Here is a 14,816-nt window from a genome sequence, read left to right as displayed (position 1 = left end):
ATTATGAGGGTATACTATTGGTTATTGATTTAAATTTTTGTTGCGCCTGATGAAACGATTTCTCGTCAACTTCAAAACTTCCATACCAAATAAAGTCATATAATCGAGTAATATTCTGAAACTTACTTTTTAAGGAGTCATCAGTCAGTTCTTTTAAATAATCGGTATTCGTTTTTTGAGATTCCCAGTTGATTAATTCGGTATCTGATAGTTTTTTTAACACAGAAAGGTAATAATACCTTATTGCTAGTCTGTAATTATTTTCTTTTAGCGCTAATTCTATCAATTGTTGAATATCTTGATTCTGAATAATATCTTCATCATCGGTAAGTATAATTTGTGGAGCTTCCCGTTTTTCGAAGAGCATATCTCTTGGATTTACCCTAATAAATAACCATCCTAATAAAAATAATACACCTACAATGATTAGATAAGGTAATAGTCTAAGCAAAATAGCCCAAAATCCTGTAACTTCTCCAGCACCAAACAACCACTGTGTAAATCTATCCCATATTTGACCTAACCATTTTTTAAATCGTGTCCAGATGTTATCAGGTTCATCATATTCGGTATAGTTAAAGTCATTCTCATTTAATAATTCCTGAATTTTATCAGAACTAAACTTTTTGATTTCTTTGGTAGCATCAAGATCATATATTACCTCTTGAGATTCTGATACCGTTGTACTATCTTGGATCTTTGCAGATACAGAAAAAGAAGCCGTTAGTAATAAAAAGTAAAGTAGTATTTTCAAGTTATTCGGATTTACCTAAAGAATCAATCTGTTCTAATGTTCCTGTATGATGTTTTCTTTCATTTAGATTGAAATATATAAATGCACTAGAAATAGCTATGATTATAATAAGGAAATATTGTAATCCGGAAAGAATAGTATTCAACAAAATAAACCACCAATCTTTGAAAACTGATAAATCGGGCATACCTCCTTCAGTAGCAGCTGTAAATGTTTTAAACATTGTATATATAATAATAGGAATAGAAATGACAAGACTTACAATGTATAATAATATCATTATAATAAGATAGGTAGCAAAAGTAATCCAAAATTCATTTTTAATGATATCAAAACTCTCTGATAATGAATCTCCAATACCTTTATTTCTGAATATCATTATTGAAAAAATAAGATTCATAGGAACAAAAAAGTATAAAACTGGAACAATACATAGACAGAATGATAAAGTAACAATTATAAAACCAATTATACCGAGACCAATAATTTTACTGAATTGATCTTTGAATTCGGTAACAACATTTTGTTCAGAAATGATTCCGTTATTATTAGCGTATTCCTTTATTAGAATCATTATGGCTCCAAAAAACGAAGAATAGAAAACGGCTGAGGTAATAAAAACTAATAAGTATGAAAAGAGAATGTTACCTGAACTGAATATGTTAGAATTATAGAAATCGAAGCTGTCAAAAATACTCGAAGCGGCATAAGCTTGATAACCAAAAGAAATTAATAGTAATATAAAGGGTATCAAGCAAGTTTTTGCAAGTACGGAAAATATCGATTTAAAATTGATTCTTAAAAAAGCAAAAGTGTCTGCAAGAATTTCTCCTAATTCTCTCTTCTTTTTAAATTCTATGTAATTATTGTCCATCTGTCAAAATTGATTTTTTATATAATTGTCTGGGATATATAACGTAATAGAATAGAATTAAGCTTAAAGATCCCAGTATAATAAAAATAGCCAGCCAATCCGGCATTTCTGTATGTCTAGTTACAAAACCTTCTAAGAAACCTGCAATAATAAAGAAAGGAACTGTACTTATCACAATTTTTAATCCTGCTTTAACACCTCTAACAAAAGAGGTAAGACGCGTATACGTTTTTGGGAATAAAATAGAGTTGCCAACTACTAATCCTGCACATCCTGCAATAATAATAACCGAAATTTCTATCGTTCCGTGTATCCATATGGTACGGGCACTTTCCCAGAGTAATCCTTTTTCATAGAAGAAATACTGAAAAGAGCCTAACATAATAAAGTTTTGCATCAGCATAAAAATAGTACCTATCCCTAACATCACTCCAAAGGAAAAACAATATAATGCAACCTTAATATTATTGATAGTGATTCCTAGAAACATATTCGTTTCCTCCATCTTTTTATACACAGCCATAGGATCATCATTCTCAATATTCTCTAATGTCATATTAACATAACCATCTCCTAGGATAGATCTAACAAATGCTCCATCCGTAGCCGAAGAATAAACTCCTATAGCAGTAAAAAGTGCCGAAATTAAAAAAGCAATAAGAAGCTGTCGCTGATATTTATAAAACTCTAAAGGAAATTCTTTTACCCAAAAGGAATAAAATCGATTTTTCTTTTCTTTTTTTGTTTTATATATTTTTTGATGTGCGTTAGAAGCAAGTCCGTTTAAGTAGTTGAATGTTTGGCTATTAGGGTAGAAAGTTCTCGCGTAACTCAAATGATCAGTGATCTCAATATATAAACTGGAAAGCTCATCTGGAGTTATTTGTGCATTATTAAGCAGAACACTTTCAAATTTTAACCATTTATCTTTATTTTGCTTCACAAAAGCCGCCTCACGCATGGATCAAAAATTAGGAGCTTCAAAGAAACATAATTAATGGATAATTTTCAAATAGAAACTGCTCAAAATGTAAGTATACAGCAAAATGCAGCTGGAATAGGAGAAAGGATCTTGGCATACTTGATCGATCTCTTGATTATTATTGCCTATTTTATCGTTGCAATTTTTTTTATAGGAGCTTTAGATTTAGATGTTGGAGACGAATGGTCATTTTGGCTAATAATAGGACTTCCTCCTTTTCTTTACTTTTTATTGTGGGAAACTTTTTGGGATGGTAGAACTCCTGGAAAAGCGACTATGAAGATAAAAGTGGTGCGGTTGGATGGATCAAGACCAGCCTTTTCTGGTTATCTTATTCGATGGTTACTTAGATTACTGGACATTACATTAGCATCTGGAGGAATTGCCGTAGTAGCAATTCTTTTTAAAGGAACCGGGCAACGACTAGGAGATATGGCTGCCGGAACTACGGTAATAAGTGAGCAGCAAAAAGTTAGATTTCATCAAACAATTTTAGTAGATATACCAGACGACTATAAACCGGTATACCCACAAGTTACTGTTTTTAGTGATATGGAAATGCGCAAAATAAAAGCGATTTACCAGGATGCCAGAAGGAACGGAAACCATAATATTATTTTAGAACTCTCTAATAAGGTAAGTGGTCTTATGCAGATTACACCTCAGGAAAAACCAGTGCAATTTCTTTCGAAGGTATTAGAAGACTTTAATTATTATACGCAGAAATAGAGGATGTCATTTTTTCTTTTTGGGTAACAAATTTTTAGGTTTGTTGATATACTGATATAAATCATAAAATCTTATATCATGAAAACGAAGAACTTTAAGCACTTAGAATTACGTAAAGAAACTATTTCAAAGTTAAAAGGAGGGTTAGCACATCCTATGGGACCTTATAAGGAGCGCGTAAAGAATGCTGTGGGTACTAAAAATACTTGTCAGTGCGAAACAATAGCTGATCCTTGCTAAATTATTGATGATAGCTGTTTAAAAAATATAACTATCATTTTTTAAGCAGCTATCTATCGAATTACCTCTGCTTTTATAAAGATATTTTCTTTAGGCCATTCACTGCCATCTACAGGTACATTTGATATTTTATCAGCTACATTCATTCCTTTTACCACCTTACCAAATATGGTGTGTTCTCCATCTAGATGATGCGCTCCTTGTTTTGCAATGACAATAAAGAATTCATAAGGGGTAGATCGATTGGATGGATTGTTCACCCATTGTTTTGACAATGCTACAGCTCCACGATTGTGTTTAAGACCTGTAATAGGTTCATGGGGCACAGTATAATCTCCAATATCGTGACGTTTATGAGCCATTTGGTTACGATCACTATTTCCACCCTGAATCACGAATCCTTTAGCTACTCGATAAAAAAAGGTTTCATCAAAATATTTTTGTTTTACTAAGTAAATAAAATTAGCTCTATGTAATGGAGATTCTTTATAAAGTTGAATGTGGATGTCTCCAAATTTAGTATTTATTCGTACTAATGTTTCAGGATTTTCCTTTCCATATTGTAATAAGAAGCTCTTCATATTTTTGTTTGTGAGCTTAAAAGGTTCATCCTCTAAAACAGAAGTATCTTTAGTTTTATCTTTAATTTTAGTTTTTAGTGTATCATTCTGGTAACCAGATTTTTCTAAAGAAATAGACTGTTCGTTTTCAATAACACCCTGCTTAGTTTTTTTAGATTGTGTATCTTCACAACTATATAAGTTAAAAAAAACAATACAACTATACACTAAAATTACTCTGTTAAATGACATTCGAAACGTTTAAAAGTTTGATTCCAAAAATACAGAAAATGTCAGTACCTGGAGAATCTTCTCATTTTATTATGGCTCCCGAAATGAGAATGCAAGAGCTTTATAAACTTAAAATAGAAGAAAAGAATCCCAGAAATGCTGCTGTACTTATGCTTTTCTATCCTAAAGAAGATCAAGCGCATCTGGCGTTAATATTGCGCCCTACCTATGAGGGTGTTCATTCTGGTCAAGTAGCATTACCAGGCGGTAAAGTAGAAGAGTTTGATAAAAGTTATAAATCGGCAGCACTAAGAGAAACTTGGGAGGAAATAGGTGTGAAGTCCGATTTTGTTGATGTATTGAAACATCTTACCAAAGTGTATATTCCTCCGTCTAATTTTTGGGTGCATCCTTTTCTTGGGGTAACCGATAAAACACCTAATTTTATTCGTCAGGAAGAAGAAGTAGCAGAAGTTATTGAGGTTCCAATAGAGCAATTGTTAGATGAAAATCGGGTAATTTCTAAAAAATTATCAACTTCTTATGCCGAAAATATCGAAGTACCATCCTTTGAATTAAACGGTTACGTAGTTTGGGGAGCAACTGCAATGATGCTTAGTGAACTTAAAGTACACTTAAAATCTGCGTTGGAGGCATGATTTTGTATATTTGGCTCCCATTTTCTTCTTAATATTTAGAAGAATTTAACTGAAATGTTATCTGTTATTTAATTAATTGTGATTAGTTTTAAGTAGAACTAGTTGATAGTCAGATGTTGTTGTCTGTTTTGTTAAATAAAAGAGACACTGATAAATTAAAATTATTTATGGGATTATTTAAAAGAAATCCTTTTGGTCATATATTATTTTTGAAAAAATGGCTCATAAGAATTATGGGTTCTATGACGCATAGACGTTATAGAGGTTTTAATGAATTACAAATAGAAGGGAGTGAGATTTTTAAGAATCTCCCTGATACTAATGTCCTATTCGTTTCTAATCATCAAACTTATTTTGCGGATGTGGTGGCTATGTTTCACGTTTTTAATGCAAGTTTAAGTGGACGTACGGATTCTATAAAAAACATAGGATATCTATGGAATCCTAAGCTAAATTTATACTATGTAGCAGCAAAGGAAACAATGAAAGCTGGTTTATTAGCCAGAATACTAGCATATGCCGGTGCGATTACTGTAGAAAGAACCTGGCGCGATAAAGGTCAGGATGTTAACCGTCAAGTTAAGATGAGTGACATTACTAATATCAAAAGAGCCTTAGAAGATGGATGGGTAATTACATTTCCACAAGGAACTACTAAACCATTTAAACCTATCCGTAAAGGAACAGCACATATTATTAGACAATATAAACCTATTGTGATTCCTATCGTAATAGATGGATTCAGAAGATCTTTTGATAAAAAAGGGATTCGAATCAAAAAGCGTGGTATTTTACAGTCGATGGTTATTAAAGAACCATTACAGATTGATTATGAAAATGATTCCATAGACGATATCGTTGGTAAATTAGAGTTTGCTATTGAACAACATCCTTCTTTCCTTAAAGTAATTCCACAAGAAGAATTAGATGCAGAAGAAGAATTGAATCAAAAAAGACGTTGGGAATATTAGATATTCCTGTGCTCAAATTATAAATTGATATTTTACTTTTTATTAAAGTATTAAGAATAAGAAAAGCCAGAAGATCATTAGATTTTCTGGCTTTTTATGTTAACTCAATATGTATGAAAAAGACAATTACATGATTTGGCAATATCCCCAATGACAAAAGAATTCTTCATACTCATAACCTGGAATTCCATTTAGAGAAAGACAATCCGCATGATTCCTACACTGCATACCTGTGTTACCGCCATTGATAGTTTTTTGCTCATTTTTGTTTAAAACTAGAGCCCCTTTTAATTGTATTAATTTTTTCATTTTTTTAGAAATTACTTAATTTTATTCTTGTAGCAAGCATTTAAAGACAGTTGCTGTTTTCTGTCTATTCCTAATTAGAAACTTTAGGTTTTCTTATATTACTTCAATAGTAGGTATGATAAAAAAACTATGCTACATGGCAGTAGTTTCCATAACAATAGAATTCTTCGTGTTCAAAGCCTGGTATCGAATTTAAAATACTACATTCATCTCCACTATAACAATACATACCTACGATACCAAAACCTCCATTAATAGATTTTTGCGCTTCTTTATTTAAAATCTCAGCCCCTTTTAATTGCATTAATTTTTTCATTTTTTAGAGAAATTAATTGATTTTATTCTTGTAGCAAACATTTAAAGACAGTTGCTATTTTCTGTCTGTTTCATTTTTTTTATTAAAATTCAGTCAGTTATAGTATCTGCTTAAGACACACGGATGTGCTATTCTTCTTCGTTTCACTATAAAAATCACTCGAGTTGATGTTTTTTCGAACTGTTTAATTAAATGAACAAATAGAAAGTGTAACAACGTTTCCGTTGATTATTCTTTCTACTCCGCAACTTCCGGAACAACAATCACTATCATCAAAGCATTTTCTTGCCACGTTCTGGCATCCATAAGTTCCCCCATGGATTGATTTTTGACGCTTCTTTTTAAGAACTGTTACTCCGTTTACTTTTAGAATTTTTTGAATCATTGTGTGTTTTTTTTAGGTTAGAAATGTTTTAAAAGAATAGGTCTAAAAAATAAAATGTCAACGTTAAACTGAGTCTGTCAAAGTTTTTATATCTTCATTTTTAAATTATCTTCGACAAACTCAGACTTATCACTTCTTACTTTTAGAGCTTTTTATACAACTTGGGAGAAATCATTCTTAGTCTATCTGTTCGAAACAACGACCAAAAGAACAACTTCCTGCACATAATCTAAGACACTGATCTCCGTAATATGTTCCGGCCTTAATGGTTTGCTGTTCTTTTTTGTTTAATTGAGTTACTCCTTTTAATTCTAAAATATTATTAAGCATAATGATGTGTTTTAATTACCTACTCTATACATAAGGTTTTCGGTTGCCCCTTAATCAAAAATTATCGAAAAACGATGTTTTGATGCTGATACTAAGGTAGAAGGTAATTAGAGGGGATAAAAAGGAAGGTTGGCTATTTTGAACAAAATAGTCATAAAAAAAACCTGCATATTGGCAGGTTATTAATGTTGCAAAAAAAACTTTATTTTATGTGATTACAATAATTAATTATTACTCCATTTACTTCTGCATAATCACTTGTAAAAACACTAGTACCACCTTCTATTTTTTTCATAGAATCGAGGTTGATCCTTGCTATGGTTAATTTTTTGAGTTTGATTTTTTGCTTTCCGTCTTTTTTCATTCTTAAATTCTTTGATTAATTATTAAATCTGATCCTGATTTAAAGTTTTTTAAACATCCTACTTGATCATTTTAAACAGAATAGCCATAAAAAAGCTTTTAGAATTTACAGGACTAAAAGATGTTATTAAGAGAGTTAATAGTTATTGTTCATAAAAACAAACACTATTATCATTATCTACTGCACTTGGCATAATAGTGCTACCTCCTTCTATTTTTCTCATAGTATCCAGGTTAATCTTTGCTATTGTTAACTTTTTAAGATTGATTTTTGGTTTTCCGTCTTTTTTCATTTTTAAGATAATTTAGTTATTAGTAATTTTTCCTGATTTTTAAATTTTTTAGGATCAAGAAAAATGTATTTCATTAGAAATATATTTTATCTTAAGAATTTATAATAATTGTATATGGCTAAATTGTTTAAAATAGCCATGGATTATGTAGTGATTTTGGAGCTTAGTTGTTGCTTATCTAAACTCTTAATATAATAGGACGGATTGATCCCTGTTTTTGCTTTAAAGTGTTTTACCAATGAATAACTACTCTTATATCCAATCTCAGTAGCAATTGATTGAATAGCGTAGGACCTGAATTTTTTATCCTCTTTTAATCTTTTTAGGACATAGTCGATTCTAAGATCATTGATATACTCGGTATAGTTTTTTTCTTTATGGATGTTTATGGTTTTGGATAGATATGTAGCATTGGTTTTTAACTTTTTTGCCATGGATCTTAGATTGCAATCAGATTTTAAAAAGTATTCCTGAGATTCTAGTTTTTCCAGTCCTTTAATAATTTCAACTACTTTATGATCATCAATGATAATTTCTTTTGGGATATTCTTCTTAGTAATCGAACTTTGTTTAATGGTTTCTAAAGCATTAATTTCTTTCATTAAATTAGCGAACAAGACCTTATTAGATCGTTGTTTTTTGAGGTATAAGAAAACTATAATAACTAGTGAAAATACAGTAAATAAAAGAATCCAAAATATCTGTTTTTTCGACTTCTCGCTTTCCCTTTGCTTAGTTTCTAGGGTTACTATTTCTTTTTGAAGTTTGTCAGTTTCTTTTTCATGAATGATATCTACTGTTTGATCTTTATCTTTTTGATAGGATTCGTTAAGTGTCACGTATTTGCTACGCCATAGATTTGCTTTCTGATACGCTGCTTTTTCGTTATAACAATTCGCTAATAATAGATGAGATCGTATTGCAGGAGGTTTTAAGAGATCAGTTTCTTCAAAGTTATCAATACTGGTTACTAATATATTAATTGCCTTATCAAAGTCACCTTGTTGATAATAGCAATTTGCGATAAAATAATTAGTCTTAATTATGGGATATGACTTGTTATTTATTTCTTGTTCGGATAGTATATTTTTCGCTTTAAACAAAAAATTTAATGAAGCATCATATTTTTTTTGATAAAAGTACACCATTCCTTTTTTGATATATAGGTCTAAAATAGCTTCCTTATACTTCAGTTCTTTACTAATATCTAATGCTTTTTCTACATAGTATAATGTGGAATCATATTCTTCTTTATCTAAATAAACCTCACTTGTAAGAACCAAAATGCTTACATGGGCTCCTTTTCTATAAAAATTAGTGCTAGGTATTGATTTTAGTGAATGGAGAGCGGTTTTTAAAGCTTTATCTAACCGATTCATTCTTCTTAGAATAACTATAAGTCCCGCTTTGGCTTTAATTTCTAATTCTTTGTGCTTTGTGAGTTCTGCGACATCTAGTGCTTTTGAATACGCATTAAGAGCATCTTTGTTTTTTCCATCTCTAAGATGAATATGTCCTGTTCGGGTATATATAATAGATACTAAAGAATCATTTTTCAATTCTTTAGCTATTATTTCTGCTTTGAAATAATATGACAAACTCTCTTCGTAATTCTCAGAATCATAAAGGCTATTTGCTTGTTTGATATATGTTACCGCATCTTGTATCGTATTTTTCTGGGCAAAAATATAGAAGGTGTTCAATACAAGTAAGAATAAAGGTAAAAGAAGATATTTACCTGATAGAGCTTTATTGTGAGTTGTCATTATGATGGATATGTGTATTGTCCAAAAGTAGGTAATACTTTTATTTTTTTAGAATATCCAATCAATATCCATACACGGGAAAAGAAAAATAGTGTATTCATGCGATTCCTTTACAACTAAAAATCAATACAATTTGTAATAAAAATATATTGAATCTATAATAAAATCAACACTTATTCTTTTATTCCAACCAATCCTTAAAATCCTTAACACGTTCTCTGGCAACAATAATTTCCTGTTCGTTAAAATGATGTAATTTTATCTGTAATCTAGAATTGGTGTAAGAAATGATATCCTTAATTGCATTGATATTAATATAGAATTTGCGGTTTACTCTATAGAATTGTTGCGGGTTTAATTCATCTTCAAGAGATTCCAGTGTTGTATCAATAAGATAATTTCTGTTTTCATTGGTATGAAGATAGGTGCCTTTGTTTTCAGAATAAAAACATTCAATATCTTCTACAGAGAATATTTTAAGATGTTGACCCACTCGAGCCGTAAAACGTTTTTTATATACTCGATCCATAGGATTGATTAGCAGCTTCTTGATGTCTTCAAAATCAACCTTTAATGTTTGGGTAGAAGGTAGTTGATTTTTGTATTTTTTTACAGCAGCTTCTAATTCTTCATCGTCAATAGGTTTCAGTAGGTAATCAATGCTATTTAGCTTAAAAGCCTTTAACGCATATTCATCATACGCAGTTGTGAAAATAATAGAACTTTTGATCGTTACGGCATCAAATATTTCGAATGATAAACCATCACTTAATTGAATATCGAGAAATATAAGATCTGGATGTTCATTATTACTAAACCATTCAATAGATTCACTAACAGAATGTAGCATAGTATGAACTTTAATATCCAGATCGTCTAGCATACGACTTAATCTTCTGGCAGCAGGTTTTTCGTCTTCAATTATTATGATGTTCATATTTTTAAGTTGCAAAGTTTTAAAGTGAGATAATTAGAGAGTTGTAAAGTTACAGAGAACCGAAGTTCTAAAAAAATCAACAATTCGACAACCTAATTGATTTGATAATCCATATTACTCCCAAAGTTGTTTTTCATTGTCTTCTTCATCCATGTATTTTCTGATCCTGCGTTCTTCCCAATCTTTATCAAACATAGGATTAATTCTATAAGCTTTTATTGCGTGGAAAGCTAATCCTATTCCCCAACCAAAAGCTGCCCATAAAAACCAGGCATAGCGCCATTCATTGGTGTAATAATTTATTCCAGCAAGAAATGAAATAATAACGATGTATGAGAAAAGGTTATTGTAAAATTTCTTTAGTTCGTCTACACGTTCTTTTGCTCGTTCGTATCTTTTTTGTTCTTCGAAATCTTTCATGATGGTTAGTTTTTAATGTTTTGATTGATCTATAAAATATCTAGGGTGTCATCTTTATCCATTAGTTCTTTGATTTTTCGTTTTTCCCATTGTTTACTGAAAATTATATTAGGGTTAAAAACTTTTATCCAATGAAAGAATAAACCAATTCCCCAGAAAAAGGGTGTGATATATAAATTCCAGTTTAACCAGTTGTTAAATCCTTCATCTATAAAATCAGAGTTAATAAACAACAAGAAAACGTTTACAATAACATATACTGTGAGATGGCTATAAAATCCTTTTTCATCCTGAACGCGTTTTTTCGCTATTCTATATTTTTTTTGTTTTTCAAAATCTTCCATTTCTTTATATTTTAGAGGTTATTCTCTTTATTCATATATTCTTTAATCTTTCGATCTTCCCATTTTTTGAAAAGCGTAAGTTTCTTTCCTTTTCTAAAGGCCCATACTCCGTGAATTAGTAACGGAATTCCCCACAGCACCGGAGTACTAAGTAAATTTATCCATAAGTAACCGTCGTATATATAATCTTTTAGCTCCAGAATTACTGCAAATATGATGATGTTGATCACTATGTATATTGCCAGATGTGTATAAAAATTTCTTTCTTCTGCTACCCTTTTTTGAGCTCTTATGTATGTTTTTAATTGTTCAGAATTTTCCATTTTTCTGTTCTTTTAGATATCATTCTTCTCTTCCATAAACTCTTTAATCTTTTTATCTTCCCATTTTCTACTAAAAATAGTTTGATTAAGTAGTTTTTCCAGTCCGTTTTTTTCTCTAAACGTCCATAATCCGTGTCCTAGTAAGCCTAATCCCCACAATAGCGGAGTACTGATTAAATTCCAAGTTAAAAAATTGTTGTAATCTTCACTATTTACATAGTCTCCAACCTTTATTTTAAAAATAAAGATGATGATATTCATAACAAAGAATACAGTAGCGTGTCCGTAAAAGGATCTTTCTTCTTTTACTCTTTTTTTTGCTTTTCTATAGGCTTTTCTTTTATCAAAATCATTCATAATTTCTTCTATTAGATTCGTCCATATACTTTCTGATTTTTTTCTTCTCCCAATCTTTTCCAAAGATCGGATGGTGGTCGAATGCTTCTGCATAATGAAAAAGTAATCCTAATCCCCATCCAGCCATCGGAAAAATAAACCAAGGAAGACTAAAACCAGTAGTTCTATAATTGATGAATATTAAAAATGGAATTACAATACAGTATGCAGTTAAACTGCCATAAAATTCTTTCATTTTCTTTACTCTATCTTTTGCTCTTTTATATTTTAGATCTTTTACGATTTCTATGTTTTGTAAAGTTGTCATATCGATTGATGTTATTCTTTTAGTTAATATCGGAAGCTTTGCAATAAAAGCTGTCTCTGTTTTGAATACAGAGAACTCTCTTTTGGTAAGCAATCCGTATCGTTGTTTTACATTTCCTAAGCCTACACCGCTACTTTGTTTAACTACTTGTTTGGGTTGTAGGTTGTTTTCTACAATAAGAAAACCCTCGTCTTCATAAATTTTAATATGCAATGGTCTATTAGGCATGACCACATTATGTTTAATTGTGTTCTCTAATAGAATCTGCAAAGACAGTGGTACTACTTTCGCTTCTGGATTAGAGGCCGATTCTGGCATTTCAAAAATAATACTGTCTTCAAACCTTAATTTTAATAAGGTCATATATGTCTTTGCGAATTTTAACTCTTCATCTATGGTTACTAATTCCTTATCCTTTTGTTCTAAAACGTATCGGTAAACCTTAGACAAAGAAGTTGTGAACTTCTGTGCCATTTTAGGATTTTCATCAATCAAGGATGTCAATACGTTAAGACTATTAAACAAAAAGTGCGGATCTAATTGATTTTTTAAAGCTGCAAATTTTGCTGAAGCCGTTCCTGCTATTATTTTTTGTTCCGTAACCTTTGATTCTTGTCTGTGTTTCCAATAGAAAACTCCATAAAATATAAAAGTTACTACGGTAGCGATTGATAGAGAAATCAAGTAATATTGGGGTCTCTCATTACTAATAAACTCTAAAACCTCTTTTTCATAAACAAGCACATTATAAAATAATCTTGCTATAAATATTGCAACTACTGATACCATAGTTGCCAGGATAATGGTTACGGTTAAATTTTTTACTGTATATAACTTTTCTTGACATTTTTTTCTTCGAAATCTGAAAAGGTATACATTAGCTATATATATAATTATCGAAAACACAACATTCTCTAAATATTCGTGTAGCAATTGTTGGTTAAAATTTATTTCGATTCCCTTAAAATAATATATGATAAGGAATGTGATAAATATTGCGGTTCCGATTAAAATACCTTTTCCTATTTCTTTGAAAATATTCATTTAGTTTTATTTACAATTTTCTTGAATCCTTGCTATCTGGTTTTTTCCCCAATCTGGATAAAATGGTACGTTAGAAGGTTCTTTTTCAAAGTACAAGATAGCTTTTTCTATCTCAGGACAAAAGGCTTTTGGGTCTTTACCCCAGAATTTTGCAGCTCCCATTTGCCATTCTGCGTGATATAATATTGCTCTTGGGTTTTCAGGTTCAATAATCTTTGCTTTTTGATACAATTCTTCCACCTTACCAGAATGAGTCATTCCATATTTTGCCCCGTCATATACTACATAAGCTGTATTTAGCATAGCTTCCATAATCACGATTTCTGCGTTGTCTTTAGAAAAAGTTTTGGCTTCATTTAGGTAATTCTGTGCTTTCGTTAAACGAGATTCTATTTCTTCCGCATCTTTAATTCCAAAAGTGGTAACAATATGTATTTGTGCAGCATAGTAATACGGTAACCAGTTATCTTTTTCTGCTTTACCAATACGTTCGAATAAATTGGCGGCTTCATCGTTTTTTTGATTTCCCCATAACTCAAAGGCTTTACCCATTCCTTTTTCGTAAGCTGCTTGAGAATTTACAGAGGTTATTGCAAAAAAGCTAAGTAAGATGATTATTGTTCTCATTTGTTAGTGTTTTTAGTTTATAATAATTGCTTTTATCAGTTTAAGCTTGCCGAAGACTATTTTATATCTTAAAGTAACAGCGCTTCGACAAGTTCATTATAACAGCTGTTTTTGTTTTACAGTGTAAAGATCCTTTAATACTGTATGTTTTGGAATTAAATGTTACCGAATTGTAGTTTATTAAGGATGAATTGTTCTAAAGCTTAATAGTCTGACTTACCTTTTGTTCTGAAACTGAAAATTTAGCATCTTCCCAGCTAGGTGGCCCAAAACTTCCTTTGGCATTATTGCTAGTTCCATAGGGTTCTTTCGGTATTTTGAAAAAATTGGTGTCTAATTTTTTGTTATCATTTTTATCATGAAACAATGAGATTGCATAGGTTCCATTTGGTATATCATCTAATGTAACTGTTAGTGAATCTTTTTTAGCCTTTACAGCGATCGATTTGTAAGTTTTTCTATAAAAGTTTTCTTCCCCTTTATACAAACCGATCCTAATAGTTCCATCATCTATTTTTATATTAGTTACATTAATTTCAATACTGTTAGTATTGTCTTGAGCAAATATTGCTAGAGGTAATAGAAGCGTAAAAATTACTGTAATAGATATAGTTTTCATGGTTTTTATTTTAAAGTTAAACTGAATTTGTTATTAAGAAATAATAGGACCTATACTAATGTCTTTATCTTAGAAA

Annotated in this window: 23 protein-coding genes; 4 read left to right on the top strand and 19 right to left on the bottom strand. The window is 30.7% G+C overall.

The genetic code is table 11. The features are described from left to right. Position 1: 1 nt before the first annotated feature. From D1818_RS07365 to D1818_RS07355, 3 genes are read right to left on the bottom strand one after another with little or no spacing between them, the layout of a single operon-like run. Positions 2–754: a DUF4129 domain-containing protein gene (locus D1818_RS07365; protein ID WP_118457517.1), complete on the bottom strand. Its 753-nt coding sequence runs from the start codon at positions 752–754 to the stop codon at positions 2–4. A gap of 1 nt (position 755) precedes the next feature. Beyond that, positions 756–1,628 carry a hypothetical protein gene (locus D1818_RS07360; RefSeq protein WP_118457515.1) on the bottom strand — a complete coding sequence of 291 codons (873 nt, stop codon included), beginning with the start codon at positions 1,626–1,628 and terminating at the stop codon, positions 756–758. Further along, positions 1,618–2,589: a stage II sporulation protein M gene (locus tag D1818_RS07355; protein WP_118457513.1), complete on the bottom strand. Its 972-nt coding sequence runs from the start codon at positions 2,587–2,589 to the stop codon at positions 1,618–1,620. The genes D1818_RS07360 and D1818_RS07355 overlap by 11 nt, the downstream gene beginning before the upstream one ends. A 36-nt stretch (positions 2,590–2,625) precedes the next feature. On the opposite strand from D1818_RS07355, the gene D1818_RS07350 reads away from it, so the two are divergent. Beyond that, positions 2,626–3,339, top strand: a complete 714-nt coding sequence (locus tag D1818_RS07350) for an RDD family protein (RefSeq protein WP_118457511.1) — start codon at positions 2,626–2,628, stop codon at positions 3,337–3,339. Between the two features lie 78 nt (positions 3,340–3,417). After that, on the top strand, positions 3,418–3,579 hold the full coding sequence (locus D1818_RS25260) for a hypothetical protein (protein ID WP_158596925.1): 162 nt from the start codon (positions 3,418–3,420) through the stop codon (positions 3,577–3,579). Positions 3,580–3,632: 53 nt separating this feature from the next. On the opposite strand, the gene D1818_RS07345 is transcribed toward D1818_RS25260, so the two are convergent. Next, positions 3,633–4,391 carry a peptidylprolyl isomerase gene (locus D1818_RS07345; protein ID WP_118457509.1) on the bottom strand — a complete coding sequence of 253 codons (759 nt, stop codon included), beginning with the start codon at positions 4,389–4,391 and terminating at the stop codon, positions 3,633–3,635. Positions 4,392–4,429: 38 nt separating this feature from the next. Here D1818_RS07345 and D1818_RS07340 point away from each other — a divergent pair, with 38 nt between their 5' ends. Next, positions 4,430–5,029: a CoA pyrophosphatase gene (locus tag D1818_RS07340; protein WP_240338283.1), complete on the top strand. Its 600-nt coding sequence runs from the start codon at positions 4,430–4,432 to the stop codon at positions 5,027–5,029. A 167-nt stretch (positions 5,030–5,196) separates the two neighbouring features. After that, positions 5,197–6,000 (top strand): 1-acyl-sn-glycerol-3-phosphate acyltransferase, encoded by an 804-nt coding sequence (locus tag D1818_RS07335; RefSeq protein WP_118463574.1) that lies wholly within the window; start codon positions 5,197–5,199, stop codon positions 5,998–6,000. A gap of 126 nt (positions 6,001–6,126) precedes the next feature. Here the strand turns inward: D1818_RS07335 and D1818_RS07330 are convergent, their stop codons facing one another. From D1818_RS07330 to D1818_RS07280, 15 genes are all read right to left on the bottom strand, one after another. Beyond that, on the bottom strand, positions 6,127–6,309 hold the full coding sequence (locus D1818_RS07330) for a hypothetical protein (RefSeq protein WP_118457505.1): 183 nt from the start codon (positions 6,307–6,309) through the stop codon (positions 6,127–6,129). 127 nt (positions 6,310–6,436) lie between these two features. After that, complete coding sequence (locus D1818_RS07325; protein WP_158596926.1) at positions 6,437–6,613, bottom strand: hypothetical protein; 177 nt, start codon at positions 6,611–6,613, stop codon at positions 6,437–6,439. A 196-nt stretch (positions 6,614–6,809) separates the two neighbouring features. Next, entirely contained in the window at positions 6,810–7,010 is a 201-nt protein-coding gene (locus D1818_RS25255) for a hypothetical protein (RefSeq protein WP_120752422.1), read from the bottom strand. 177 nt (positions 7,011–7,187) lie between these two features. Beyond that, a complete protein-coding gene (locus tag D1818_RS25250) occupies positions 7,188–7,340 on the bottom strand; it encodes a hypothetical protein (protein ID WP_158596927.1) in 153 nt (50 codons plus the stop codon). Between the two features lie 202 nt (positions 7,341–7,542). Continuing rightward, positions 7,543–7,704 (bottom strand): hypothetical protein, encoded by a 162-nt coding sequence (locus D1818_RS25245; RefSeq protein WP_158596928.1) that lies wholly within the window; start codon positions 7,702–7,704, stop codon positions 7,543–7,545. A 142-nt stretch (positions 7,705–7,846) separates the two neighbouring features. Continuing rightward, a complete protein-coding gene (locus D1818_RS25240) occupies positions 7,847–7,996 on the bottom strand; it encodes a hypothetical protein (protein WP_162897268.1) in 150 nt (49 codons plus the stop codon). A gap of 143 nt (positions 7,997–8,139) precedes the next feature. Beyond that, positions 8,140–9,762 carry an AraC family transcriptional regulator gene (locus D1818_RS07320; protein ID WP_118457500.1) on the bottom strand — a complete coding sequence of 541 codons (1,623 nt, stop codon included), beginning with the start codon at positions 9,760–9,762 and terminating at the stop codon, positions 8,140–8,142. A 181-nt stretch (positions 9,763–9,943) separates the two neighbouring features. After that, positions 9,944–10,699, bottom strand: a complete 756-nt coding sequence (locus D1818_RS07315; protein WP_118457498.1) for a LytTR family DNA-binding domain-containing protein — start codon at positions 10,697–10,699, stop codon at positions 9,944–9,946. A gap of 114 nt (positions 10,700–10,813) precedes the next feature. Continuing rightward, positions 10,814–11,119, bottom strand: coding sequence for a 2TM domain-containing protein (locus D1818_RS07310; RefSeq protein ID WP_118457495.1), 306 nt, complete (start codon positions 11,117–11,119; stop codon positions 10,814–10,816). A 29-nt stretch (positions 11,120–11,148) separates the two neighbouring features. Further along, complete coding sequence (locus D1818_RS07305) at positions 11,149–11,463, bottom strand: 2TM domain-containing protein (protein WP_118457493.1); 315 nt, start codon at positions 11,461–11,463, stop codon at positions 11,149–11,151. Between the two features lie 11 nt (positions 11,464–11,474). Further along, positions 11,475–11,786 (bottom strand): 2TM domain-containing protein, encoded by a 312-nt coding sequence (locus D1818_RS07300; protein WP_118457491.1) that lies wholly within the window; start codon positions 11,784–11,786, stop codon positions 11,475–11,477. A 12-nt stretch (positions 11,787–11,798) separates the two neighbouring features. Next, positions 11,799–12,143 (bottom strand): 2TM domain-containing protein, encoded by a 345-nt coding sequence (locus D1818_RS07295; protein WP_158596930.1) that lies wholly within the window; start codon positions 12,141–12,143, stop codon positions 11,799–11,801. Beyond that, positions 12,136–13,494 (bottom strand): 2TM domain-containing protein, encoded by a 1,359-nt coding sequence (locus tag D1818_RS07290; RefSeq protein WP_118457488.1) that lies wholly within the window; start codon positions 13,492–13,494, stop codon positions 12,136–12,138. Before D1818_RS07290 ends, D1818_RS07295 begins: the two co-directional genes overlap by 8 nt. Before the next feature lie 6 nt (positions 13,495–13,500). Then, entirely contained in the window at positions 13,501–14,121 is a 621-nt protein-coding gene (locus D1818_RS07285; RefSeq protein ID WP_118457486.1) for a hypothetical protein, read from the bottom strand. A 196-nt stretch (positions 14,122–14,317) separates the two neighbouring features. Next, positions 14,318–14,740, bottom strand: coding sequence for a DUF2141 domain-containing protein (locus D1818_RS07280; protein ID WP_118457484.1), 423 nt, complete (start codon positions 14,738–14,740; stop codon positions 14,318–14,320). Positions 14,741–14,816: the final 76 nt, after the last annotated feature.

This window comes from Aquimarina sp. BL5 (assembly GCF_003443675.1).
Taxonomy (GTDB): Bacteria; Bacteroidota; Bacteroidia; order Flavobacteriales; family Flavobacteriaceae; genus Aquimarina.
The sequence above is the reverse complement of the archived record's forward strand: the minus strand, read 5'-3'. Positions and strand labels throughout refer to the sequence as shown.

Bases quoted from the DNA above. Each gene is read 5' to 3' on its own strand.
- D1818_RS07360 (WP_118457515.1), bottom strand. From the start codon at position 1,628: ATGGACAATAATTACATAGAATTTAAAAAGAAGAGAGAATTAGGAGAA.
- D1818_RS07330 (WP_118457505.1), bottom strand. From the start codon at position 6,309: ATGAAAAAATTAATACAATTAAAAGGGGCTCTAGTTTTAAACAAAAAT.
- D1818_RS07315 (WP_118457498.1), bottom strand. From the start codon at position 10,699: ATGAACATCATAATAATTGAAGACGAAAAACCTGCTGCCAGAAGATTA.
- D1818_RS07335 (WP_118463574.1), top strand. From the start codon at position 5,197: ATGGGATTATTTAAAAGAAATCCTTTTGGTCATATATTATTTTTGAAA.
- D1818_RS25245 (WP_158596928.1), bottom strand. From the start codon at position 7,704: ATGAAAAAAGACGGAAAGCAAAAAATCAAACTCAAAAAATTAACCATA.
- D1818_RS07310 (WP_118457495.1), bottom strand. From the start codon at position 11,119: ATGAAAGATTTCGAAGAACAAAAAAGATACGAACGAGCAAAAGAACGT.
- D1818_RS07285 (WP_118457486.1), bottom strand. From the start codon at position 14,121: ATGAGAACAATAATCATCTTACTTAGCTTTTTTGCAATAACCTCTGTA.
- D1818_RS07345 (WP_118457509.1), bottom strand. From the start codon at position 4,391: ATGTCATTTAACAGAGTAATTTTAGTGTATAGTTGTATTGTTTTTTTT.
- D1818_RS07305 (WP_118457493.1), bottom strand. From the start codon at position 11,463: ATGGAAGATTTTGAAAAACAAAAAAAATATAGAATAGCGAAAAAACGC.
- D1818_RS07355 (WP_118457513.1), bottom strand. From the start codon at position 2,589: ATGCGTGAGGCGGCTTTTGTGAAGCAAAATAAAGATAAATGGTTAAAA.
- D1818_RS07280 (WP_118457484.1), bottom strand. From the start codon at position 14,740: ATGAAAACTATATCTATTACAGTAATTTTTACGCTTCTATTACCTCTA.
- D1818_RS07290 (WP_118457488.1), bottom strand. From the start codon at position 13,494: ATGAATATTTTCAAAGAAATAGGAAAAGGTATTTTAATCGGAACCGCA.
- D1818_RS25240 (WP_162897268.1), bottom strand. From the start codon at position 7,996: ATGAAAAAAGACGGAAAACCAAAAATCAATCTTAAAAAGTTAACAATA.
- D1818_RS07350 (WP_118457511.1), top strand. From the start codon at position 2,626: ATGGATAATTTTCAAATAGAAACTGCTCAAAATGTAAGTATACAGCAA.
- D1818_RS07320 (WP_118457500.1), bottom strand. From the start codon at position 9,762: ATGACAACTCACAATAAAGCTCTATCAGGTAAATATCTTCTTTTACCT.
- D1818_RS07300 (WP_118457491.1), bottom strand. From the start codon at position 11,786: ATGGAAAATTCTGAACAATTAAAAACATACATAAGAGCTCAAAAAAGG.
- D1818_RS07295 (WP_158596930.1), bottom strand. From the start codon at position 12,143: ATGAATGATTTTGATAAAAGAAAAGCCTATAGAAAAGCAAAAAAAAGA.
- D1818_RS25255 (WP_120752422.1), bottom strand. From the start codon at position 7,010: ATGATTCAAAAAATTCTAAAAGTAAACGGAGTAACAGTTCTTAAAAAG.
- D1818_RS07340 (WP_240338283.1), top strand. From the start codon at position 4,430: ATGTCAGTACCTGGAGAATCTTCTCATTTTATTATGGCTCCCGAAATG.
- D1818_RS07325 (WP_158596926.1), bottom strand. From the start codon at position 6,613: ATGCAATTAAAAGGGGCTGAGATTTTAAATAAAGAAGCGCAAAAATCT.
- D1818_RS25250 (WP_158596927.1), bottom strand. From the start codon at position 7,340: ATGCTTAATAATATTTTAGAATTAAAAGGAGTAACTCAATTAAACAAA.
- D1818_RS25260 (WP_158596925.1), top strand. From the start codon at position 3,418: ATGAAAACGAAGAACTTTAAGCACTTAGAATTACGTAAAGAAACTATT.